Origin of the sequence: Micromonospora sp. CPCC 206060, assembly GCF_036906895.1 — a bacterium.
Taxonomy (GTDB): domain Bacteria; phylum Actinomycetota; class Actinomycetes; order Mycobacteriales; family Micromonosporaceae; genus Micromonospora.
The window spans coordinates 397,418-419,596 of sequence record NZ_JBAKHU010000001.1; the positions used below are offsets into that span (position 1 = coordinate 397,418).

23 protein-coding genes and 1 pseudogene are annotated in these 22,179 nt (G+C 71.7%); 11 read left to right on the top strand and 13 right to left on the bottom strand.

Features of this window, described 5'->3' with window-relative positions:
• Nucleotides 1–14: 14 nt before the first annotated feature.
• The 4 genes from V6U90_RS01775 to V6U90_RS01790 all read right to left on the bottom strand — a co-directional run bounded on the left by V6U90_RS01775 (nucleotide 15) and on the right by V6U90_RS01790 (nucleotide 3,464).
• Nucleotides 15–866, bottom strand: a complete 852-nt coding sequence (locus tag V6U90_RS01775) for a M23 family metallopeptidase (RefSeq protein WP_334430748.1) — start codon at nucleotides 864–866, stop codon at nucleotides 15–17.
• Between the two features lie 97 nt (nucleotides 867–963).
• The gene (locus V6U90_RS01780) at nucleotides 964–1,800 is read right to left on the bottom strand and encodes a siderophore-interacting protein (RefSeq protein WP_334430749.1); all 837 of its coding nucleotides are present in this window, start codon (nucleotides 1,798–1,800) and stop codon (nucleotides 964–966) included.
• 4 nt (nucleotides 1,801–1,804) lie between these two features.
• Complete coding sequence (locus V6U90_RS01785) at nucleotides 1,805–3,100, bottom strand: deoxyguanosinetriphosphate triphosphohydrolase (protein WP_334430750.1); 1,296 nt, start codon at nucleotides 3,098–3,100, stop codon at nucleotides 1,805–1,807.
• 13 nt (nucleotides 3,101–3,113) lie between these two features.
• Nucleotides 3,114–3,464 carry a VOC family protein gene (locus V6U90_RS01790; RefSeq protein ID WP_334430751.1) on the bottom strand — a complete coding sequence of 117 codons (351 nt, stop codon included), beginning with the start codon at nucleotides 3,462–3,464 and terminating at the stop codon, nucleotides 3,114–3,116.
• Nucleotides 3,465–3,762: 298 nt separating this feature from the next.
• Here V6U90_RS01790 and V6U90_RS01795 point away from each other — a divergent pair, with 298 nt between their 5' ends.
• A complete protein-coding gene (locus tag V6U90_RS01795; RefSeq protein ID WP_334430752.1) occupies nucleotides 3,763–4,269 on the top strand; it encodes a roadblock/LC7 domain-containing protein in 507 nt (168 codons plus the stop codon).
• Between the two features lie 53 nt (nucleotides 4,270–4,322).
• Here the strand turns inward: V6U90_RS01795 and ppdK are convergent, their stop codons facing one another.
• Nucleotides 4,323–7,058, bottom strand: coding sequence for a pyruvate, phosphate dikinase (ppdK, locus tag V6U90_RS01800; RefSeq protein WP_334430753.1), 2,736 nt, complete (start codon nucleotides 7,056–7,058; stop codon nucleotides 4,323–4,325).
• Between the two features lie 266 nt (nucleotides 7,059–7,324).
• On the opposite strand from ppdK, the gene V6U90_RS01805 reads away from it, so the two are divergent.
• Complete coding sequence (locus V6U90_RS01805; RefSeq protein ID WP_442933497.1) at nucleotides 7,325–9,025, top strand: beta-N-acetylhexosaminidase; 1,701 nt, start codon at nucleotides 7,325–7,327, stop codon at nucleotides 9,023–9,025.
• Nucleotides 9,026–9,130: 105 nt separating this feature from the next.
• Here V6U90_RS01805 and dusB read toward each other — a convergent pair whose 3' ends face one another.
• Complete coding sequence (gene dusB / locus V6U90_RS01810) at nucleotides 9,131–10,306, bottom strand: tRNA dihydrouridine synthase DusB (protein ID WP_334430754.1); 1,176 nt, start codon at nucleotides 10,304–10,306, stop codon at nucleotides 9,131–9,133.
• A 190-nt stretch (nucleotides 10,307–10,496) separates the two neighbouring features.
• Between dusB and V6U90_RS01815 the strand changes: the two genes are divergently transcribed.
• Nucleotides 10,497–11,540: a type IV toxin-antitoxin system AbiEi family antitoxin domain-containing protein gene (locus tag V6U90_RS01815; protein ID WP_334430755.1), complete on the top strand. Its 1,044-nt coding sequence runs from the start codon at nucleotides 10,497–10,499 to the stop codon at nucleotides 11,538–11,540.
• Here the strand turns inward: V6U90_RS01815 and V6U90_RS01820 are convergent.
• The 3 genes from V6U90_RS01820 to V6U90_RS01830 all read right to left on the bottom strand — a co-directional run bounded on the left by V6U90_RS01820 (nucleotide 11,510) and on the right by V6U90_RS01830 (nucleotide 14,223).
• Nucleotides 11,510–12,889 (bottom strand): glycine--tRNA ligase, encoded by a 1,380-nt coding sequence (locus tag V6U90_RS01820; protein ID WP_334430756.1) that lies wholly within the window; start codon nucleotides 12,887–12,889, stop codon nucleotides 11,510–11,512. The genes V6U90_RS01815 and V6U90_RS01820 overlap by 31 nt on opposite strands.
• Before the next feature lie 181 nt (nucleotides 12,890–13,070).
• Entirely contained in the window at nucleotides 13,071–13,547 is a 477-nt protein-coding gene (locus V6U90_RS01825; protein ID WP_334430757.1) for an Rv0361 family membrane protein, read from the bottom strand.
• Between the two features lie 334 nt (nucleotides 13,548–13,881).
• Nucleotides 13,882–14,223: an antibiotic biosynthesis monooxygenase family protein gene (locus V6U90_RS01830; RefSeq protein ID WP_334430758.1), complete on the bottom strand. Its 342-nt coding sequence runs from the start codon at nucleotides 14,221–14,223 to the stop codon at nucleotides 13,882–13,884.
• Between the two features lie 27 nt (nucleotides 14,224–14,250).
• On the opposite strand from V6U90_RS01830, the gene V6U90_RS01835 reads away from it, so the two are divergent.
• The 8 genes from V6U90_RS01835 (at nucleotide 14,251) to V6U90_RS01870 (ending at nucleotide 18,928) form a co-directional block, all read left to right on the top strand.
• The gene (locus V6U90_RS01835; RefSeq protein ID WP_334430759.1) at nucleotides 14,251–14,508 is read left to right on the top strand and encodes a DUF6703 family protein; all 258 of its coding nucleotides are present in this window, start codon (nucleotides 14,251–14,253) and stop codon (nucleotides 14,506–14,508) included.
• Nucleotides 14,509–14,768: 260 nt separating this feature from the next.
• Nucleotides 14,769–15,674 (top strand): metal ABC transporter substrate-binding protein, encoded by a 906-nt coding sequence (locus V6U90_RS01840; RefSeq protein WP_334430868.1) that lies wholly within the window; start codon nucleotides 14,769–14,771, stop codon nucleotides 15,672–15,674.
• Nucleotides 15,671–16,432, top strand: a complete 762-nt coding sequence (locus V6U90_RS01845) for a metal ABC transporter ATP-binding protein (protein ID WP_334430760.1) — start codon at nucleotides 15,671–15,673, stop codon at nucleotides 16,430–16,432. The genes V6U90_RS01840 and V6U90_RS01845 overlap by 4 nt, the downstream gene beginning before the upstream one ends.
• A 3-nt stretch (nucleotides 16,433–16,435) precedes the next feature.
• Nucleotides 16,436–17,308, top strand: coding sequence for a metal ABC transporter permease (locus tag V6U90_RS01850; RefSeq protein WP_334430761.1), 873 nt, complete (start codon nucleotides 16,436–16,438; stop codon nucleotides 17,306–17,308).
• Nucleotides 17,309–17,354: 46 nt separating this feature from the next.
• Nucleotides 17,355–17,654 carry an ArsR/SmtB family transcription factor gene (locus V6U90_RS01855; protein WP_334430762.1) on the top strand — a complete coding sequence of 100 codons (300 nt, stop codon included), beginning with the start codon at nucleotides 17,355–17,357 and terminating at the stop codon, nucleotides 17,652–17,654.
• Nucleotides 17,651–18,049: a Fur family transcriptional regulator gene (locus V6U90_RS01860; protein ID WP_334430763.1), complete on the top strand. Its 399-nt coding sequence runs from the start codon at nucleotides 17,651–17,653 to the stop codon at nucleotides 18,047–18,049. The genes V6U90_RS01855 and V6U90_RS01860 overlap by 4 nt, the downstream gene beginning before the upstream one ends.
• A 93-nt stretch (nucleotides 18,050–18,142) precedes the next feature.
• Nucleotides 18,143–18,748, top strand: a complete 606-nt coding sequence (locus tag V6U90_RS01865; protein ID WP_334430764.1) for a hypothetical protein — start codon at nucleotides 18,143–18,145, stop codon at nucleotides 18,746–18,748.
• Between the two features lie 9 nt (nucleotides 18,749–18,757).
• Nucleotides 18,758–18,928 (top strand): hypothetical protein, encoded by a 171-nt coding sequence (locus V6U90_RS01870; protein ID WP_208815091.1) that lies wholly within the window; start codon nucleotides 18,758–18,760, stop codon nucleotides 18,926–18,928.
• A gap of 57 nt (nucleotides 18,929–18,985) precedes the next feature.
• On the opposite strand, the gene V6U90_RS01875 is transcribed toward V6U90_RS01870, so the two are convergent.
• From V6U90_RS01875 to V6U90_RS01890, 4 genes and pseudogenes are all read right to left on the bottom strand, one after another.
• Complete coding sequence (locus V6U90_RS01875; RefSeq protein WP_334430765.1) at nucleotides 18,986–19,468, bottom strand: DUF6328 family protein; 483 nt, start codon at nucleotides 19,466–19,468, stop codon at nucleotides 18,986–18,988.
• Nucleotides 19,469–19,585: 117 nt separating this feature from the next.
• Nucleotides 19,586–20,335 (bottom strand): SIS domain-containing protein, encoded by a 750-nt coding sequence (locus V6U90_RS01880; protein WP_334430766.1) that lies wholly within the window; start codon nucleotides 20,333–20,335, stop codon nucleotides 19,586–19,588.
• A gap of 86 nt (nucleotides 20,336–20,421) precedes the next feature.
• Nucleotides 20,422–21,249: pseudogene (locus tag V6U90_RS01885) on the bottom strand (alpha/beta fold hydrolase); the annotation flags it as partial.
• A 29-nt stretch (nucleotides 21,250–21,278) separates the two neighbouring features.
• Nucleotides 21,279–22,070: a TIGR03943 family putative permease subunit gene (locus V6U90_RS01890; protein ID WP_334430767.1), complete on the bottom strand. Its 792-nt coding sequence runs from the start codon at nucleotides 22,068–22,070 to the stop codon at nucleotides 21,279–21,281.
• Between the last annotated feature and the right edge of the window lie 109 nt (nucleotides 22,071–22,179).

A 22,179-nucleotide genomic window follows, 5' to 3' on the forward strand; every position in this document is an offset into this window, starting at 1 on the left:
GGCCAGCGGCTCGGTCAGTCCCAGCGGTCCTGGTTGAGGAACCTCGCGAAGCCGCGCCAGGAGTTGGGACCCATCACGCCGTCGATCGGGCCGGTGTAGCCCCACTGCGCGGCCAGCCGCTGCACCGCCATCCAGGTGTACCTACCGGGTACGCCGTCGATCGGGCCGGTGTAGCCGTACTCGCGCATCTCCCGCTGGAGGGCGGCGTACGTGTTGACGCCCGGGTAGCCGTCGATCGGGCCGCTGTAGCCCTGCTCGATGCGCAGCCAGTTCTGCGCCCGCATCCACATGATCGGGCCGGGTACCCCGTCGGACTCGGTGGTGGTCTTGGGCAGTCCGCTGCCGAGTCCGGCGAGGTAGACCAGCGGATCGATCCGGACGCCGGACGGGTTGATCATGTGCCAGTGCACGTGCGGGCCGGTGGACGAGCCGGAGCCGTCCGACCCGGCAGCGCCTCCGGAGTAGCCGACGACGGTGCTGGAGGCGACCGAGGTGCCGTTGGCGAACCGGAACGAGGACAGGTGCATGTACTGGGTCCGGTAGCCGTTCGGGTGGTAGATGGTGACGGTGTGCCCGCCGGTGCCGTTGTACGGGATGTTCTGGATGGTCCCGCTGCCGCAGGCCGGCAGGCCGGTGCTGACCGACATCGGGTAGTCGATGCCGCCGAGCGAGCCCCGGTTGAGGTGGTCCTGCCAGCCGGAGGAGATCGCGTAGGCGCGGAACGGGTTGTAGAAGCCGGAGGCGTGTGCGGGGGCGGCCGAGACCAGCCCGCCGCCGACCGTCACCGCGCCTGCGGCGGCGCCCCGGAACAGTGTCCGCCGACCGATGCCCGGGCTGTTCTCGACCATCCAGACCCCCTTGTCCACGGCCCCTCCGCGCGGAATGGCCGGATTAACTGTCGACAATGCGATAACGGCGTTACTTTATCGACAGCTATCTAAGGGTTCAAGGGAGCTGGCAGCTTCAGGCCTTGACGGTGGCCGCTTCCTCCTCCGCCTCCACCTGACGGTTCCACTCGGCCTTGACCGAGCGCCAACCCTCGTCGTCCACGCCGTACCGCCAGTAACCGGAGATGGAGAGCCGCTCGCGCGGTACTCCCCGCTCGATTCGCAGCAGGTGCCGCAGTTCCTTGACGAAGCCGGCCTCGCCGTGGACGAAGGCGTGCACGTCACCGGCCGGGAAGTCCAGTGCGCGGACGGCGGCGACGAGCGCGGCGCCGACCGGGCGCTCCCCCCGGTGCAGCCAGACGATCTCCGCCGCCGCCTCGGTGGCGAGTTCCTGCTCCTCGGCCGGGCCGGAGACCTCGACGAATACCCGGGCCGGCACGCCGGCCGGTACCCGGGCCAGCGACGCGCCGATGGCCGGCAGCGCGCTCTCGTCGCCGACCAGCAGGTGCCAGTCGGCCTCCGGGCTCGGCGCGTACGCCCCACCCGGGCCGGTAAAGAGCACCGGGTCACCCGGACGCAGGGCCGCGGCCCACGGGCCGGCGAGCCCCTCGTCGCCGTGGTGCACCACGTCCACGGTCAACTCGCCCGCGTCGGCGTCCCAGGCCCGCACGGTGTACGCCCGCAGCCGGGGCCACTGCTCACGCGGAAACTCGCGCCGGATGGTGCCGAGGTCGACCGGATCGGGGTACTCGACCCCGGCCGGGGGGAAGACGAACTTGATGTAGTGGTCGGTGTACGCCCCGGCCGGGAAGCCGGCCAGGCCATCGCCGCCCAGCACCAGGCGCACCAGGTGCGGGGTGGGCCGTCCGGTGCGCAGGACCCGCGCCCGGGTCACTCTCTTCTCGCTCGCCACCTGGTTAGGATAGCCTAAGTTCTGCGCCGGGTGGCCGGCCGGTCAGTCGGGTGTACCACGCGACGGCCGCCGGGTCGGTCAGGGAGGCCACCTGGTCGATCACCACCCGCAGCCGGGCGGGGTCGTCCGGGGCGGCCCGCCACAGCGGCGCGAAGACCGGATCGAGCACCTCCGGCGCCCCCGCCACCAGGGCGTGCACCAGCCCGGTGAGGATCTCGTGCTGCCGGGCGTACCGCTCGGCGGACCCGGGCCGGCGCATGACGTACCGCAACGCGATGCCCTTGAGCAGGGCGCACTGCGCCCGCACCGGCCGGGGTACCAGCAGGTCGGCGGCGTATCGCCGCAACGGGCCGGGACCGTACCGGGCCCGGGTGGCGGTGACCGCCGACCCGACGAACCGTCCGGTGAGGACACTGCTGCTCGACTTGAGTGCCGCCTGGGCGCGGTGACTGCCGTCATATCCGGCCAGTGGCGCCAGCACCGGGTCGGCGAGCAGGTCGAGCAGGAGGACGCCGAGGTCGTCGGCGGATTCGGTGGAGTACACGGCCGCCACGTCGGCGCAGAGCGCCGCCCGCTCGTCCGGATCGTCGCGCAGCGGCCGGAGGCTGAGGTACCCGCCGTGGATACCGTCCTCCACGTCGTGCACCGAGTACGCCACGTCGTCGGCCCAGTCCATGACCTGCGCCTCCAGGCAGCGCCGGTCCGCCGGTGCGGTCCGGCGCACCCAGTCGAAGACCGGCCGGTCGTCCAGGTACGTGCCGAACTTGCGCTGCCCGGGCCGGCGCGGCCAGGGGTACTTGGCGGTGGCGTCGAGCGCGGCCCGGGTGAGGTTCAACCCGGCGGACGCGCCGTCCGGCCCGAGCACCTTGGCCTCCAGTCGGGTCAGTACGCGCAGCGTCTGCGCGTTGCCCTCGAACCCGCCGCACGGCTGGGCCAGCCCGTCGAGGGTCGCCTCACCGTTGTGCCCGAAGGGCGGGTGTCCGAGGTCGTGCGCCAGCCCGGCGGTGTCCACCAGGTCGGGGTCGCAGCCGAGCCGGGCGCCCATCTCCCGGGCGATCTGGGCCACCTCCAGGGAGTGGGTGAGCCGGGTACGCAGGAAGTCGTCGGTGCCGGCGGTGTGCACCTGGGTCTTGGCGGCAAGCCGGCGGAAGGCGGCCGAGTGCAGCACCCGGGCCCGGTCCCGCTGGTACGGGGTACGGCCGGAGCCGGTGTCCTTCGGCGGCTCCGGCACCCGGCGCTGCGCGTCATGGCTGTCATCCCCGTCGTACCCGCCGACCGGGTCGTCGTCCTCGCTGCTCAACCGGCCACCCGACTCAGCCGCGCTGCCGCAGGACGCAGAACTCGTTGCCCTCCGGGTCGGCGAGCACCGTCCACTCGACCTCGCCCTGACCGACGTCGACGTGCCGGGCGCCCATGTTCACCAGGCGTTCCACCTCCGCCTCCTGGTCGATTGGGCGGAGGTCGATGTGGAGCCGGTTCTTGGTCTGCTTGGCCTCCCGGTCGGGTACGAAGACCAGGCCGGGCAGCCGGTCGCCGGACTGCCGGATCTCCACCTCGTCCGGACGCTCGTTGACGATCTGGTAGTCGAGGGCCTCGGCCCACCACCGGGCCAGCCGCGCGGGATCCCGGGAGTCGATGGTCAGGTTCTCCCAGACGCTGCTCATCAGCGGACCCTCCAGTGCGTCGAGACATCGGTGTTCGGCGAAGCTCAGGTTACGCCCGGGTGATCGGAGCCGCCGGGCCGGCGATCCCGGGAAACTGGCTGCGACCGAGCGCTCCCGCTATGCAACATGACACGCAACCACCGATCAGTCGAGAGTTGCTGACCGATCGCCGATGGCCACGGGCTCGCGCCACCCGATGGCCCGGGGTAGCGTGCCGGAAGCGGAACGTGACATGCCGGCACCGGGCTGACTCCACCGCCGGCAAAGCCCCTGCGCGGCACGGCTAAGGAGAGCCCTCGTGGATGCGGACGCGGTCATCACCCTCGAACTGCACCGGTTGCGTCAGCGCCGCCCAGAGCTGACCGGCGTCCTGCTGGCCAGCCGGGACGGGCTGCTGGTCGCCAGTGACCTGCCGACCACCGAGGCAGCGCACGTGGCCGCCCTCGCGGCGGCCAGCGCCGGCCTCGGGCACCGGTTCGCGGAGACGCTGCGGCAGGGACCCATGCGGGAGTACGTGGTGCGGGCCGCCGCCGGTTGCGTGGTCACCTATCCGGCCGGCCGGTACGCGCTGCTGACGTTGCTGACTCCAGCGACGACGAACCTCGACGCACTCCGCACCGAGGCGTACGCGGTGGCCGAGCGGACCGGTGCGGTGTTCGACGCACGCTGGTCCGACGACCACCACGACCGGCCGCTGCGCCGGGCCGATCCGGCGGCTCCGCTGGCCACCCGGACCCCGATGGCCACCCTGCCCGTCCAGTCCCGCCGCCCGGCGGCGACGACCTGGCGCCGACCGCCCATCTGACCCGGCGGTACCGGCCCGGACAGCCGAGCCGGTACCAGGCACCGGAACACCGGTCAGCGGCTGTCCGAGCCGGTCGTCTCCACCGCCGCCCGGCCGGCCTCCAGCCGCGCCACCGGCACCCGGAACGGGGAGCAGGAGACGTAGTCCAGGCCGACGGCGTGGAAGAAGTGCACCGACTCGGGGTCGCCACCGTGCTCACCGCACACCCCGAGCTTCAGCTCCGGCCGCGCCGCCCGGCCCTCCTCGGCGGCGATCCGGACCAGCCGGCCCACCCCCTCCCGGTCGATCGACTCGAACGGCGAGATACCGAAGATGCCCAGCTCGAGGTACCGCCAGAAGAAGGAGCCCTCCACGTCGTCCCGGGAGAATCCCCAGCCCATCTGGGTGAGGTCGTTGGTGCCGAACGAGAAGAACTGGGCGGCCTCGGCGATCTGGCCGGCGGTCAGCGCCGCCCGGGGTACCTCGATCATGGTGCCGATCAGCACCTCGACCCCGCTGTCGCCGACCACCTCAGCAATGATCTTCTCGGCTTCGGCGCGTACCGTCTCCAGCTCCTGGACCGCGCCGACCAGCGGAACCATGATCTCCGGCTTGGCCACCACGCCGCGTCGGGCGCAGTCGACCGCCGCCTCCACGATGGCCCGGACCTGCATCGCGAACAGGCCGGGGATGACCAGGCCGAGGCGTACCCCGCGCAGCCCGAGCATCGGATTCTGCTCGTGCATCCGGCGTACCGCGTCGAGCAGCGCCTCCTCCTGGGCCACGTCCTCGCCCCGCTCCTGGGCGACCGCGACGTTGACCGCCAACTGCTCCAGCGGCGGCAGGAACTCGTGCAGCGGCGGGTCGATCAGCCGGACGGTGACCGGCAGCCCGTCCATCTCCTGGAAGATCTCGATGAAGTCGGCCCGCTGCAACGGCAGCAGGGCGGCCAGTGCCGACTCCCGTTCGTCGTCGGTGCGGGCCAGGATCAGCCGCTCCACCAGCTCCCGCCGGTCACCGAGGAACATGTGCTCGGTGCGGCAGAGGCCGATGCCCTCGGCCCCGAACCGCCGGGCCCGGGCCGCGTCCGCGCCGGTGTCGGCGTTCGTCCGGACCAGCAGCCGCCGCCGGGTGTCGGCGTGCGTCATGATCCGGTGTACCGCCCGGACCAGCGCGTCGTCGGTCTGCTCCGGATCCAGGCTGCCCTCGAAGTACTGCACCACCTCGGACGGCGAGACCGGCACCTCACCCAGGTAGACCTTCCCGGTGGTGCCGTCGATGGAGACCATGTCCCCCTCGTTGACCGTGTGCCCGCCGACGGTGAACCGCTTCTGCGGGACGTTCACGTCGATCTCGTCGGCGCCCGACACGCAGGTCTTGCCCATGCCCCGGGCCACCACCGCGGCGTGGCTGGTCTTGCCGCCCCGCGAGGTCAGGATGCCGCGCGCCGCGATCATGCCGTTGAGGTCGTCCGGGTTGGTCTCCCGGCGGACCAGGATCACCGGCTCGCCCGCTGCGGCCAGCTCGACGGCCCGGGCGGAGGTGAAGACCACCTTGCCGGATGCGGCACCGGGCGAGGCCCCGATGCCCTTCGCCACCGGCTCGAAGTCGTGGTCGAGCTGGAACCGGGGGAACATCAGCTGGGCGAGTTGCGCGCCACTGACCCGGTGCAGCGCCTCGTCCAGGTCGATCAGGCCCTCGTCGACGAGCTGACCGGCGATGACGAAGGCGGCTGCCGCCGTCCGCTTGCCGACCCGGGTCTGGAGCATCCAGAGCTTGCCGCGCTCGATGGTGAACTCGATGTCGCACAGGTCGCGGTAGTGCTCCTCCAACCGCGCCATGATGCCGAGCAGTTCGTCGTACGACCGCTTGTCCAGTCGCTCCAGTTCCTGGAGCGGCACGGTGTTGCGGATGCCGGCGACCACGTCCTCGCCCTGGGCGTTGGCCAGGTAGTCGCCGTAGATGCCCTGCGCGCCGCTGGCCGGGTCCCGGGTGAAGGCCACTCCGGTACCGGAGTCCGCACCGAGGTTGCCGAAGACCATGGCGACCACGTTGACCGCGGTACCCAGGTCGGCCGGGATGCGCTCCTGCCGGCGGTAGAGCACCGCGCGCTCGGCGTTCCACGACTCGAAGACCGCCCGGATCGCCAGGTCGAGCTGCTCCCGGGGCTCCTGCGGGAACTCCCGGCCGGTGTGCTTGCTGAAGATCTTCTTGTACGCGTCGACCAGTCCCCGCAGGTCGTCGGCGTCCAGGTCCAGGTCGTTGGTCGTACCCTTGGCCCGTTTGGCCTCGTCGAGCGCGTGCTCGAACTCCTCGCCCGGTACCTCGCAGACCGTCTTGCCGAACATCTGGATCAGCCGGCGGTAGGAGTCCCAGGCGAACCGGTCTGCGCCGGCGGAGCCGGCCCGGTCGGCCGAGCCGCCCGCCTGTCGGGCGAGTCCGATCACGCTGCGGTCGTTGAGCCCGACGTTCAGGACGGTCTCCATCATGCCGGGCATGGAGAACTTGGCCCCCGACCGGACCGAGACCAGCAGCGGGTCGTCCGGGTCGCCGAGCCGGCGGCCCATCTCCGCTTCCAGCGCCGCGAGGTGGTCGGCGATCTGCTCGGCCAGGCCGGGCGGTTCGGCGCCGGTGGCGAGGTACGCCTTGCACGCTTCGGTGGTGATGGTGAAGCCCGGTGGTACGGGCAGACCGAGGTTGGTCATTTCGGCCAGGTTCCCACCCTTGCCCCCGAGCAGGTCCTTCAGGTCCTTGTTGCCCTCGGAGAAGTCATAGACGTACTTGTGTCCCGCCGCCTCTTGCGATGCCACCAGAGCCTCCCAGCCGCGCCGTTGCCGCACTTAACGAAGGTTTAGTTGCTGTCTTACCCAGGGCGCAACTCTCCGTACCCGGGTCCCAATGGCCATTGGTGGGCGAAGGTTAAGCGAACAACAGCCGGCCTGGGACCGTTCGGTGACAATCGGCACAACTATCACCACTCGCAGCGTTCGTACCGGTATTTGGAAACGCTTCCACGCGCACGTTTACGCAGCTCAGCCAGGTTGACCCGTACCCTTGACGGACCTTCCCACCCCGGGTGCTTAGCCAGAAGCACCGGAAATACACCCTCGGAGAAGACGTGTCATCCACCCCGCCCGCCGCTGCGGACGCCCGGCCGGAACCGACCCCCGGCACCACCCGGTCCGGCGGCCCCACCGTCATCCCGGCCCGGCTCGACGACGTCGTACCGGCCCCGGTACACGTCGACAGCGACCCCACCGGGACGTCCTTCACCCTGACCGCCGGCGCCACCATCCGGGCCACCGACGACCCGGCCGCGCTGGCCGTCGCCGAGCAGCTCGCCGCCCTGCTCCGGCCGGCCACCGGCTTCCCGCTGCCGGTCACCGCACTTTCGCAGCCGGGCACCGCCTCCTCGCTGCCGGGCACCGGGACCACCGGTGCGGAGCCGACCGGCGGCATCGCCCTGGTGCTCGACCCGGACGGGACGGAACACGGTCCCGAGGGGTACCAGCTGACGGTCACCGCCGACGGGGTACGGATCAGCGCCGCCACCCCGGCCGGCCTCTTCTACGGGGTGCAGACCCTGCGCCAACTCCTCCCGGCCGACATCGAACAGCCGGAGACCGGAGACGGACCCTGGACACTCCCCGGCGGGACGATCGTCGACCGGCCGCGCTTCCCCTACCGGGGCGCGATGCTCGACGTCTGCCGGCACTTCTTCACCGTCGACGAGGTGCTCCGGGTGGTCGACCATCTCGCCCGGTACAAGCTCAACCACCTGCACCTGCACCTCACCGACGACCAGGGCTGGCGGATCGCGGTCGACTCGTGGCCCCGGCTCGGCCCGGTCGGCGGCGCCACCCAGGTCGGCGGCGGCCCCGGCGGCCACTACACCCGCGCCCAATACCAGCGGATCGTCGCGTACGCCGCCGCCCGGTACGTCACCGTGGTGCCGGAGATCGACCTGCCCGGGCACACCCACGCCGCCCTGGTCGCGTACCCCGAGCTGGGCCGCACCGCGACCGCCGTGGAGCCGTACACCGGCACCGACGTCGGGTTCAGTGCCGTGGACACCGCCAGCGAACTGACCTACGCCTTCATCACCGACGTGCTCCGCGAGATCACCGAACTGACCCCCGGGCCGTACCTGCACATCGGCGGGGACGAGGCGTTCACCGTGCCGCCCGCCGACTACGCCGCCTTCCTGGACCGGGTGCAGCCGATGGTCACCGCCACGGGCCGGACGGTGGTGGGCTGGCACCAGGTGGCCCCGGCCGCCCACGAGCCGGGCCGGGTACTCCAGTGGTGGGGCACCGACCCGGTCGACCCGATCGTCGCCGACGCGGTCCGCCGGGGCGCCCGGCTGATCCTCTCCCCCGGCAACCACACCTACCTGGACATGAAGTACGCCGCCGACACCCCGATCGGGCACGACTGGGCCGGACTCGTCGAGGTGCACCAGGCGTACGACTGGGATCCGGGTACGCACCTGGCCGACGTACCCGCCGAGGCGGTGCTCGGCGTGGAGGCCCCGCTCTGGACGGAGTCGGTGACCACCCTCGCCGAGGTCGAGTTCATGCTCTTCCCGCGCCTGCCCGCCATCGCCGAGGTGGGCTGGTCACCCCGGTCGCGGCAGGACTGGTCCGGGTTCCGGGGGCGGCTGGCCGGTCACGGCCCGCGCTGGGCCGCCGCTGGGATCACCTTCCACCCGTCGCCCGAGGTGCCCTGGCCGACCCCGACCGGCGCCAGCATCCCCGCACCCCGCCCGGCTACCTGACCCCCGCGCCCTCCCCGTCGATCATGGAGTTGTGGTGCCCGGATGATGCGGTATTGCCCCACCTTGTCACCCACCACAACTCCATGATCGACACGGGTCGGCGGATCAGCCGCCCGAGTCGGCGAGTTCCGCGCCCTCCGGTACCGAGTCGTCGTCCCGAGTCGCCAGCCAGCCGTCCGGCAGGAACACCTTGCCCGGCGAGTTGGTCCGGCCCCGGGGTTGGCCGAGCGCGCTGACCGGGAAGGGCTCTGCCGGATCCAGCTTGCCGAGCAGGTCGTCCAGTTCGGCCAGGCTCTCCACCATGGCCAGCGCCCGACGCAGCTCACCGCCCACCGGGAAGCCCTTCAGGTACCAGGCGACGTGCTTGCGGAAGTCGGTGCAGCCGTCCCGCTCACCCCGGGCCGGGTTGCGCGCCCCGGCGACGAACTGCGCCACCAGCAACTCGGCGTGCCGGCGCATGGTTGCCGAGACCTCGCCGAGCGTGGGCATCCGCCGCTCGGGCCGCCCGTTGAAGGCCGCCTCCAGGTCGGCGAAGAGCCACGGCCGCCCCAGGCAGCCCCGCCCCACCACCACGCCGTCCACCCCGGTGTGCGCCACCATCCGCAGCGCGTCGTCGGCCTCCCAGATGTCGCCGTTGCCCAGCACCGGAACGTCCAGTTCCTGCTTCAGGGTGGCAATCGCGTCCCAGTCGGCGGTACCCGAGTAGCGCTGCGCGGCGGTCCGCCCGTGCAGGGCGACCGCCGCCACGCCGGCGTCCTGGGCGGCGAGCCCCGCCTCGACGTACGTCAGGTGCTCGTCGTCGATGCCCTTGCGCATCTTGACGGTGACCGGGACCCCGGCGGGTGCCGCCGCGGCCACCGCCGCCCGGACGATCCGGGCGAACAGCCGGCGCCGCCAGGGCAGGGCCGACCCTCCGCCCTTGCGGGTGACCTTCGGTACCGGGCAGCCGAAGTTGAGGTCGATATGGTCGGCCAGATCCCGTTCCACCACGATCCGTACCGCCGCCGCAGTGATCTCCGGATCCACCCCGTAGAGCTGGAGGCTGCGGGGCCGCTCGTCCGGCCCGAAGGCGATCATGCGGAGCGTCTTCGGATTCCGCTCGACCAGTGCGGTCGTCGTGATCATCTCGCAGACGTAGATCCCACCGCCCTGCTCCCGGCAGAGCTGGCGGAACCCGACGTTGGTGATTCCGGCCATCGGGGCCAGCACCACCGGCGGCCACACCTCGTGCCGCCCGATCACCAACGGACGGGCAGCAGGGACCGACAGCTCACTGGACATCCCTGAAGTGTAAGGAAGGGCCCCCTATTAACGGATTCTGCATAGGAAGGGCCCCCGGTTAACACCCCGGCCGGAGCGGCGCATATCACATCGACAGCCGCCCCGGGTGGTCGTCCACACCGCCACCGGTTATCCACAGCCGGCCGGATCGAGGCGGACAACGGCCGCCCGGACCGGTCACGCTGCGGCGGTGAACAGCAACCTCGCCGCCGACCAGGCGCCGCCGTTCGATCTCGGCGCGATCGCCGACCGGCAACAGCAGATCGTCACCCGCAGCCAGTTGCTCGCCGCCGGCTTCGACGACATGTACCTGTACCGGCAGACCCGGCGCGGTCGCTGGCTGCGGGTGCTGCCAGCGACGTACTCGCTGGTCACCGGGGTCCTGACCGACGAACAGCGACGGATCTCCGCGGCGCTCTACACGGGCGCCGGCGCGCAACTGACCGGGCTCGCGGCGCTCGCCTGGTACGGCTTCCGGTACAGCCCACGCTCCGAGCAGGTCCAGCTGATCGTGCCCCACCAGGCACGACGCGCATCCGCCGGCTTCGTCGTGGTGTCGCGGGCGCTCAGCCTCGATCCGTACGCCCGGGACGCCGGCCTCTACCGGGTCTGCTCGCCGGCCCGGGCGGTGGTCGACGCCACCCGGGGCCTGCGCGACCTGCGGACGGTCCGCGCGATCCTGGCCGAGTCGGTGCAGCGCGAGTACGCCGACCTGACCCGGCTCGACGACGAGATCGTCCGCGCCCGGCGCAGTCGTACCGCGCTGGTCCGGCAGGCGTTCCGTGAGGTGGTCGCCGGTACCCGGTCCGCGCCGGAGGCGGAGTTCCGGGAGTGCCTGGGCGGCAGCAGGATCCTGCCGGAGATCCGCTGGAATCCGCCCCTGTGGCTGCCCGACGGGACCCGCCTGCCCACGCCGGACGGCTACCTGGAGGAGGAGGCGATCGCGTTGGAGGTCGAGTCGCAGGAGTACCACTTCGCCCCGGCAGACTGGGCGCGGACCATGGACCGGCACAACGAGTTGAGCCGGCGGGGCGTCCTCATCCTGCACTTCACCCCGGCGCAGATCCGCCGTGAACCGGCCCGGGTCCGCCGGATGGTGGAGGACGCCTACCGGTCCCGGCAGGGCTTCGGCGCCCGGTGCCAGGTGTTAACAAGGGCCCCTTCCTATACCGAAAGCGATAAGAAGGGGCCCTTCCTTACACCTCAGCAGCCGGGAAGCCGCTCGATCAGGTAACGCTCGACCTGGTCCAGGGACACCCGCTCCTGGGTCATGGTGTCCCGGTCCCGGACGGTGACCGCGTTGTCGTCGAGGGTGTCGAAGTCGACCGTGACGCAGAACGGGGTACCGATCTCGTCCTGACGCCGGTAGCGGCGGCCGATCGCCTGCGAGTCGTCGAACTCGACCACCCAGCGCTTGCGCAGGTCAGCGGCGAGCCCCTTGGCCTTCGGGGAGAGCGCCTCGTTACGGGACAGCGGCAGGACGGCCACCTTCACCGGAGCCAGCCGCGGGTCGAAGCGCATCACGGTGCGCTCCTCCATCTTGCCCTTGGTGGTTGGCGCCTGGTCCACGTCGTACGCCTCCAGCATGAACGCCAGCACCGCGCGGGTCAGACCGGCGGCCGGCTCGATGACGTACGGCACCCACCGCTCACCCTTGGTCTGGTCGAAGTAGGAGAGGTCGACGCCGGAGTGCTTGGCGTGGGTGCTCAGGTCGAAGTCGGTCCGGTTGGCGATACCCTCCAGCTCGGAGAACTCGGTGCCACCGAACATGAACTTGTACTCGATGTCGACGGTGCGCTTCGAGTAGTGCGAGAGCTTCTCCTGCGGGTGCTCGTAGAGGCGCAGGTTGCCCTCGGACAGGCCGAGGTCGATGTACCAGTTCCACCGCTCGTTGAGCCAGTACTCGTGCCACTGCTCGTCGGAGCCGGGCTCGACGAAGAACTCCATCTCCATCTGCTCGAACTCTCGGGTGCGGAAGATGAAGTTACCGGGGGTGATCTCGTTGCGGAACGACTTACCGACCTGGGCAATACCGAACGGCGGCTTCTTGCGGGCCGCGTTGGCCACGTTGTTGTAGTTGACGAAGATGCCCTGGGCGGTCTCGGGGCGCAGGTAGTGCATCCCCTCCTCGCTCTCCACCGGGCCGAGGTAGGTCTTCATCAGACCGTTGAACATCTTCGGCGCGGTGAAGGTGCCCTTGTTACCGCAGTTCGGGCAGTTCAGCTCGGCCAGCGACGCCAGCGGCTTGCCGTGCTTCGCCTCGTACGCCTCTTCCAGGTGGTCGGCGCGGAACCGCTTGTGGCAGGACTGGCACTCGGTCAGCGGGTCGACGAACGCCTCCAGGTGGCCGGAGGCGGCCCACACGTCGCGGGCGAGGATGACCGCGGAGTCCAGGCCGACCACGTCGTCGCGCTGCTGCACCATGGTCTTCCACCACTGACGGCGGACGTTCTCCTTCAGCTCCACGCCGAGCGGACCGTAGTCCCAGGCCGACCGGGTGCCTCCGTAGATCTCGCTGGAGGGGAAGACGAAGCCGCGCCGTTTGGCGAGGCTGACGATGGCGTCGATGCGGTCGGCTGGCATGGTTTCCTCCTACGCCGGCTGGCGGCCGGCGGGGACGTGTCGGCACGCGAGGCGTCGCGTGAAGACCGGATGTGAACAGCAGGAGATTACTCCCCGCCACCACCCGGCCGCCCAGCTGACCCCGCTACCGTTCTCATCCGTCACGCTGACCTCAGCTGACCTCAGCTGACCTCAGCTGACCTCAGCTGACCCCGCAGACCTCCAGGCTGCCGGTCTGCCGGTCCTGGGTCAGCTCGACCCGCTGGTCGTCGGTCCCGCCGCCGGCGAAGGTGACCTGCACCGGCACGGTCACCTCGTTGGTCAGCTCTGGCTCGCCCACCCGGTAGGAGGCGATCTGCGGTTCAGCGGCGACCCGACGTTCGAACTGGCCGCGCGACTCCCGGCTGCGCACGTCGTCGCAGAGCAGCGCGTACGCCTTGTCGTACTGCTCGGCGGAGAGCGCCTGGTAGTAGTCGCCGGTCACCGCGCGGGCCTGCTCGCCCACCGCCTCCGTTCCGGTGACCACCAGACCGACCACGGCGGCGGTCCCGCCGCCGCAGCAGAGCAGGGCCGCCAGCGCCCCGACGCCGAGCCCGACCCAGAGCCGGGTGCTGCGGCCCTCGGTGGGCGGCGCGGCGAACGGTGGTGCGACGCCCGGGCCCGGCGGCGGGCCCGGCACCGGAGGATGCGGACCAGGCGGCACCGGCGCCGCGGGCGGATGCGACGGTACGGAGTGCTCCGCCGCCGGCTGATGCGACGGTACGGAGTGCTCCGCCGCCGGCTGATGCGACGGCACGGAGTGCTCCCCTGCCGGCTGATGCGACGGCACGGGGTGGTCCGCTCCGGGCGAGCCGGGCGACACGGGATACGGCGGTGGGGCGGCCGGTCCGGCAGCGGTCATGAGGGAAAGGGTAGTGCCAGCCGGCTCACCGGCACGCCTGCGCGGCCCGGATCAACCGTTCCCGGGTCGGCGTCACCGGCACACGAGTGGGGCCCCCGGTACCGGGTCGGCGTCACCGGTACGGGTGGACGGCCCGGTCGCTGGCCACCACCTCGACCTCGCCGCCCGGCGCGGCGCCGGCCAGCGACTCGTACGCCGACGGCTCGTCGATCGACTCGGCGAGCAGCGGGACGGAGTGCACCTTCACGTCGAACGCGCCGAGCGCCCGCCGGTAGGTGCCGACCGACTCCCATTCGGTGAGCAGGCACCAGTGCGTCGGGTCATCCAGGGCGCGGAGCAACTCCCCCCTCCGGTAGCCGGGGCGGGCGGCCAGGGCGGCGAGAGCGGCGTGCGCCCGCTCGGTGAAGGTCGCCGCGTTCTCCTCGTCGACCACGAACCGGTTGGTGACGAACACCACTGTCCTCCTCGTAGAGTCTGTGGGATGCAGCCTACGCAGAGTTCCCTGCTGGCCCGGCTGGCCCGGGTCAACCCGACCGCCGCCTTCCTCGCCGCCCTCGTGGTGGTGCTGGCCGCCCTCTTCGCGCCGGGAATCATCGGTGGGGCGCTGCTGCTGGCGCTGGCCGCCGGCCTGGTGGCGCTGCTGGTCACCACCTGGCCGGTACAGGCCCCGCAGACCCGGGTGGTGCGGCTGCTGATGCTGACCCTGGTGGTCGCCGCCGCACTTGTGAAGATTCTCTGAGGTGTTAGGAAGGGGCCCTTCCTATACAGAAAGCGATAAGAAGGGGCCCTTCCTTACGCCCCGGAGGGGCGTGACATGCAAGCATGCGTTTTTGACAATCATTCTCATTGTCGCGGAGAGTTGACCACATGAACCTCCGCTCCGCTCGCCGTACGCTCGCCGTGACCGGCCCGGCCGCCACGGCACGCCGCGCCCTGGCCACCGGCCCGGCCGCCACGGCACGCCGCGCCCTCGCCGTGACCGCCACGGCGCTGATCGCCATGACCGCCGCCTCGGCCTGCTCCACCGACGGTGCCACCAGCGCCGACCCGGAACGGGTGGACGTGGTCGCCGCCTTCTACCCGCTCCAGTTCGTGGCCGAGCGGGTCGGTGGCGACGCGGTACGGGTGACCAACCTGGCCAAGCCCGGTGCCGAGCCGCACGACCTGGAACTCAACCCCGCCCAGGTCGGGCAGGTCAGCGAGGCGGAGCTGATTGTCTACCTGGCCGGGTTCCAGCCTGCGGTGGACGAGGCGGTCAAGCAGAACGGCGGCGACCGCGCGTTCGACGTGGCCACCGTGCAGCCGCTGCTCGACGCGGCAGCCGACGGGCACGACCACGAGGATGAGGCGGCCGGGGCGGCCGAGCACGCCGAGGAGGAGGGGAACGGCAAGGACCCGCACGTCTGGCTCGACCCGACCCGGCTGGCCACCATCGGTGACAAACTGGCCGAACGGCTGGGCCGGGCCGACCCGGACCGGGCGGCCGACTACACCGCCCGCGCCCGGACGCTCCGCGCCGAGCTGACGAAGCTCGACGCCGAGTACACCGCAGGACTGAAGACCTGCCAGCGCCGGGAGATCGTGGTCAGCCACACCGCGTTCGGCTACCTGACCGAGCGCTACCAGCTGGAGCAGATCGGCCTGTCCGGGCTCACCCCGGAGGACGAGCCGGCCCCGCAGCGTCTGGCCGAGGTCGCCGAGGAGGCACGCGAGCACCAGGCGACCACGATCTTCTTCGAGACGCTGGTCAGCCCGAAGGTCGCCGAGACCATCGCCAAGGAGGTCGGGGCGAAGACCGCGGTACTCGATCCGATCGAGGGGCTGCCGGCCGACGGCAGGGGCGACTACCTTTCGGTGATGCGCGACAACCTGACAGCCCTACGAACGGCGCTGAGCTGCTCGTGACCGGACCGGTAATCACCGTCACGCACGGGGTGGTCGGCTACGACGGCCGCCCCGTGCTCCGTGACGTCTCGCTCACCGTCGACGCCGGCGAGGTGGTCGCCGTCCTCGGCGCCAACGGATCCGGCAAGTCCACCCTGATCCGGGCCGTGCTGGGGCTGGTGCCGCTCAGCTCCGGGGAGGTCACCCTCTTCGGCACCGCACAGCGCCGCTTCCGGCAGTGGCACCGGATCGGGTACGTCCCCCAGCGCCTCGGCGCCGGCAGCGGCGTACCGGCCACCGTGCGCGAGGTGGTGGCGTCGGGCCGGCTGGCCCGCCGGGGCGTCCTGCGCCCGGCCGGGGCGGCGGACCGGACGGCGGTCGCCGAGGCACTGGCCGCGGTGGGGCTGACCGATCGGGCCGGTGACCCGGTGGCCACCCTCTCCGGTGGCCAGCAGCAGCGCACCCTGATCGCCCGGGCACTGGCCGGCCGGCCGGAACTGCTGGTGCTCGACGAGCCGACCGCCGGGGTGGACATGGCCAGCCAGGAGGCGTTCGCCGAAGCGCTGGCGGGATTCGTCGACGGCGGCGGGACGGTGCTGCTGGTCGCCCACGAGCTGGGACCGCTGCGTCCACTGATCAGCCGGGCGGTGGTCGTACACCAGGGTGGGATCGCCCACGACGGTGCCGTGCCCGAGCCGGCCGGCCACCACGCCGAGCCGGACCACGACCACGTCCACCCGCACGGTCCCGACGAGCCCGTCGGATTGTGGAGCAGCTGAGCGATGAACCTCTTCCAGTACGACTTCATGCTGCGCGCCCTGGTCGGTGCGCTGATCATCGGGCTGGCCGCGCCCGCGCTCGGCATCTATCTGGTGCAGCGACGGCTGGCCCTGATCGGCGACGGCATCGGGCACGTCGCGCTGACCGGCGTCGGTGCCGGCCTGCTGCTCAACCGGTCCCCGGTGCTGGTCGCGGTGGTGGTCGCCACCATCGGCGCGGTCACCATCGAGCTGATCCGGGCCCGTGGCCGGACCTCCGGTGACCTGGCGCTCGCGCTGCTGTTCTACGGGGGCATCGCCGGGGGTGTGCTGCTGGTGGGCCTGTCGGACAGCACCAGTGGGAACCTCAACGCGTACCTGTTCGGGGCGCTGACCACCACCTCCAGCACGGATCTGGTCACCATCGCGGTGCTCGGTGCGGTGGTACTGGTGGCCATGGTCGGGCTGCGCCCGGCGCTCTTCGCCATCTGCCACGACGAGGAGTACGCCCGGGTGTCCGGGCTGCCGGTGCGGGCGCTCAACCTGCTGCTCGCGGTGACCACTGCGGTGACCGTCACCATCGCGATGCGTGCCGTCGGTGTGCTGCTGATCAGCGCGCTGATGGTGGTCCCGGTCGCCGCCGCCCAGCAGGTGACCCGGGGGTTCCACAGCACCATGGTGATGGCGATGGTGCTCGGCATCTTCGCCGCCGGTACCGGGGTCTGGGTGGCCGCCACCGCGAACACCGCTCCCGGTGCCTCGATCGTGGTGCTGGCGATCGCGCTCTTCCTGGTCGTCGCGCTGGTCGCGGCGCTGTTGCGGGTACTGCGCCGGCGGGGCGCCGACGGCTTGCCGGGCCCGGCGGCGGAGCCGCACGAGGTCGTTCTGCACCGGTGATGATCCTGACCCCCGCAATCGAGCCGGTATTGGTTACCGTTGCAGGGTGACGAGCGCGAACGGTTATGACGCCTTCGAGGGCGCGGGGGACCTCCTCCGCGCCCTGTCGGCGCCCATCCGGCTGGCCATCGTCACCGAGCTCGCCGAGGGTGAGCGCTGTGTGCACGAGCTGGTGGAGAAGCTCGGCGCGGCGCAGCCGCTGGTCTCCCAGCACCTGCGGGTGCTGCGCGGAGCCGGCGTGGTACGTGGCTCACGGCGTGGCCGGGAGATCGTGTACGCCCTGGTGGACGAGCACGTGGCGCATATCGTGGCCGATGCGGTCAGCCACGCCGGGGAGGGACGTTGACAGAGAGCGGTACCGCCGTCCGGAACACCCGGCAGCGCAGCGCGGTGAGCGCGCTGCTCGCCGAGGTGGACGGCTTCCACAGCGCACAGGATCTGCACGCGATGCTGCGGGACCGGGGAGAACGGGTCGGGTTGACCACGGTCTACCGGACCCTGCAGGGGCTCGCCGACGCGGGCGAGATCGACGTGATGCGCCCGCCGGGCGGCGAGCACCTCTACCGGCGGTGCAGCGAGGGCCACCACCACCATCTGGTCTGCCGGGCCTGCGGCCGGACGGTCGAGGTCGCCGGGCCGACGGTGGAGAGCTGGGCCGAGCGGGTGGCCCGGCAGCACGGGTACGTCGAGGTGAGCCACACCCTGGAGATTTTCGGTACCTGCCCGTCCTGCGCCGGCTGAGCAGGCTCGCCCGGTGAGCGGGCAGCCTGGCTGACCAGCCGGCCGGGACGCGCCGGGGTGCCAGGGGCGGCCGGCCGTGGCACGCTGTCCGGCGTGAAAATCTACGCCGACCGTTTTCCCACCGCCGCCCGCCAACTCCTCACCGACCTGCTCGTCGTGGCCTGGGTGTACCTGTGGGTCCGCGCCGCAATGTGGCTGCACGACCTGGTGCAGAAGCTCGCCGTACCCGGACAGAAGCTGGAGGGGGCGGGCACCGGACTCGCCGACAACCTGGCCGAGGCGGGCGGGAAGGTACGCCGGGTGCCGGTGGTCGGGGACGATCTGACCGGCCCGTTCGACCGTGCCGCGACGGCGGCCCGGGCGGTTGCCGACGCCGGCCGGGACCAGCAGGAGCTGGTGGGGCAGTTGGCCCTGGCGCTGGCCGTGGCGGTGCTGGTGTTCCCGCTCGGGCTGGTGCTGTTCGGCTGGTTGCCGCTGCGGCTGCGCTGGATCCGCCGTGCCTCGGCCGCCCGGGCGCTGCGGGCCGCCCCGGCCGGGCGAGACCTGCTGGCCCTGCGCGCGCTGGCCACCCGGCCGCTGACCGAGCTGGCCCGGATCGATCCGGACGCGGCACAGGCGTGGCGCCGGGGCGACCCGGCCACCGTCGACGCGCTCGCCGCACTGGAGCTGCGTCGGCTGGGGCTGCGGGTGGCTCGCTAAGGTCTACCGGTGCCCTACGTACTCGCCGTCCTCGGTCTGCTGCTGCTCGGTTACGCCGGCTGGCTCTTCGTCAACGTCCGGCGCGGCCGGCCCATCCCCGGTTCGGCGTACCTGGTGCTGGCGCTGCTCAACGGTCTACTGGTGGCCGCGCTGCTGGTCTGGATGATCGCGGCCCGCTGAGCGGGGTGTTAAGAAGGGCCCCTTCCTATACCGAAAGCGATAAGAAGGGGCCCTTCCTTACACGTTGTCGTCCTCGTCGTCGATGTCCTCGCCCCAGTTGCGCCGGGCGAACGGCAGGATCACCCAGAAGACCAGGAACCAGCTGCCGGTGATCACGCTGAGCAGGAACGCGACGGGCCGGTCCAGGATGAAGTCGGTGATCAGCAGTACCGCGCTGACCATGGCGATGAGCATGAAGCCGAGCCCAGCGCTGGCCATCGCGTGGGCGAAGCGGACCAGTTCCGGCTTGCGGCCCTGGCGGAAGAGTGCCCGGTGGAAGGCGACCGGCGAGATGATCATGGCGGTGGCAGCGGCAGCGGCCAGCAGCGCGACGACGTACACGTCCTTCTGGAAGGCGGTGGCCTTCGGGAACCCGTTGCTGAACGGCAGGGTGAGCAGGAAGGCGAAGAGGATCTGCACGCCGGTCTGCGCGACCCGGAGTTCCTGTAGCAGGTCGGCGAAGTTGCGCTGCCAACGCTGCTTCTCGGTTTCCCTCGACACCAGCCCACCTCCGGGTACCCGTCACCGTCGGCGGAACCAGCGCCGCCGACAGCAAGGCGTCTTGCCCAGTGCGCCGCTCCGTGAAACAATCCACGGTCGGGCGGGTGGTGCGAGCTGTCAGGCACCCCGCCGGATCCGGCCGGCGTACCGGGCCTCCAGGGTGTGGTTGTGGGCGTCCCCGGCGGGGATGTTCGCCGACAGGTAGACCGGCGGCGTCTCGCCCGCCGCGACCAACCGGGCCACCACCTCCAACACCATCTGCTGGGCGAGCAGGGCGGCGGTGATCGAGGAGACCGCACCCACCGCACCACCGCCGGGCAGTGGCAGGGTGGCGTCGCCGTACGGGGCACCGTTGTCCAGCACCACGTCGGCGAAGTCGGCGAGTTTACGACCGGACGGATGGCGGGACTCGACCTGTGCCGAGTGCTCCCGGGAGGTGATGGCGACCAGTCCGTGCCCGCGTTCCTTGACCAGCGAGGCGAACTCGACGATCGCCCCGTTCACCCCGGAGTTGGAGGCCACCACGAAGACGTCCGGCTCCCGGACCGGGGCGAGCGCGTAGAGCCGGTGCGCCACCGTCGGGTCCCGTTCCAGGGTCGGGCCGAGGATGTCCGCCGGCTCGCCGCCGTAGAGCACCAGGTCACGCAGGGCGATCCGGTTGGTCGGGACCAGTCCGCCGGCCCGGCCGGCGATCTCCATGGAGAGCGCCTCGGAGTGACCGGTACCGAAGGCGTGCACCACCCCGTCGGCACGCAGCGCGGCGGTGATGAGGTCCGCGGCGCGGTGTACCTCCTCGCGCTGGCCGGTGGCCACCCGTTCGATCGTGCCGGTCACCGTCGCGAGGTAGCCCTCTGCGCTGAGTGTCATCGCTCCTCCATCCCCGTCCCGGTCCCACCCGGACCGGTACCGTTCTCCGCCGGACCGTCCCTGGTCTCCGCCGGTCCACCGCCTTCATCCGTGGTGGCGGTCCGGGCCAGGATCGCCTCGGCGAGCTGCCCGGGCGCCTCGTCGGGGATCCAGTGCGTCACCCCGGACAGGGTGACGAACCGGTACTCCCCGGTCACCTGGGCCGCGCACGCCTCGGCGGCGGTCTGGCCGATCGCCACGTCCCGGTCACTCCACACGAACGTGGTGGGCACCGTCACCGGACCGGTACCGGCCATGTCCCGCCGGGACATCGCCCGGTACCAGTTGAGCGCGCCGGTCAGCGCCCCGGGCTGGCGCATCGGCTCCGCGTAGCGGGCCACCCGCTCGGCGCCCCCGACCCCGCGCAGCAGCCGGCGCAGCGCGGCGGCATCCAGCGCGAGCAGGGCCTTCTCCGCCGTCCCCGGCTGCTGGAACAGCTTGATGTACGCGGAACGGAGCTTTTGCCTGGGATCGTGGGTCAGGGCGTACGCCATGGCGGCGGGGTGCGGCACGGAGACCGCGGTCAGGGTGCGGACCCGTTCCGGGTGCCGGGCCGCCAGGTGCCAGGCCACCAGCGCGCCCCAGTCGTGACCGACCAGATGGGCGGTGTCGACCTCCACCGCGTCGAGCAGGGCGATCGCGTCCGCCACGCACTCCGCCATCCGGTACGCCGCGACGTCGTCCGGGCGGGCCCCCGGCGAATAGCCCCGCTGGTCCGGCGCGTACGTCCGCAGACCGGCCCGGTGCAGGGCGGGCACCACGTCGTCCCACTCCCCGCCGTGCTGCGGGAAGCCGTGCAGCAGCAGCACGGGCCGACCGTCCACCGGTCCACCGGTGCGTACCTCGAAGGTCAGCCCCCGCGCGTCGATCTGCATGCCGGCAGCCTACCCACCGGCGTGAACGGTCACTCGTACTGCTGCTTCGGGACGGGCACCTCACGCCACGACTCGACAATCACGTACGGGATGTCGGCCTCGTTGACCGGGTCCTTGGCCACCCGGTCGCTGTACCGGCCGGTGACCTCGATCCAGGTGTCCTCGGCCAGCCCGGCCGGCGCGTTACCGGCCATCCCGAGCTTGATCGGCCGGCCGTCCGCCGCGCAGCAGGAGAGGATCATCCGGGCCAGGATGGGCTCCCCACCCGGACCACCGCCGGCCACGAAGCCGGTCAGGGTCACCCGGCGGTCCCCGATCGACTGCCCCTTGTCGAACAGTGCCCGGGAGGCGTAGTCGAGCATGGTGATCCGGACCGGGTCGCCCTCGGGCAACGGTGGGTAGTCGGAGACCTGCTGGCTGGCCAGGGCGGTGCCGGCCTGGCCGGCCGCGTACGACCCGAGGGCCGGCGGGGCGATCAGGAGCAGGCCGAGCACCGGCAGGATGAGCAGCCAGCCGACCCGAGGTTCGTGGTGACCACCGCCCGTGCCGTGGTCGTGGCCATGGTCGGGTCCGTGGTCGTGGCCATGGTCGGGTCCGTGGTCGTGGCCATGGTCGGGTTCCCCGTCCGGCTCGTTCGCGGCGGCCGGCCGGAGGTCGTACCAGAGGGTCATGACCGCCGCGACGATCAGCACCAGGGCGGCGGCGATCAGGAAGGGGCGCAGCCCTTCCTTCACGTACCGCAGGTAGAGATCGGTGAAGCTGGCCTTCAACACGGCGCCACCGAGCAGGAGCAGGACGACGGCCTGGGCCTGCCTGTTCATGCGACCACCACCTTCACCGCAGGGCGACCCTTCGGGCCACCGATCACCGCAGGGCCACTGTTCACCACAGGACCGCCGATCACCGCAGGACCGCCGATCACTACAGGAC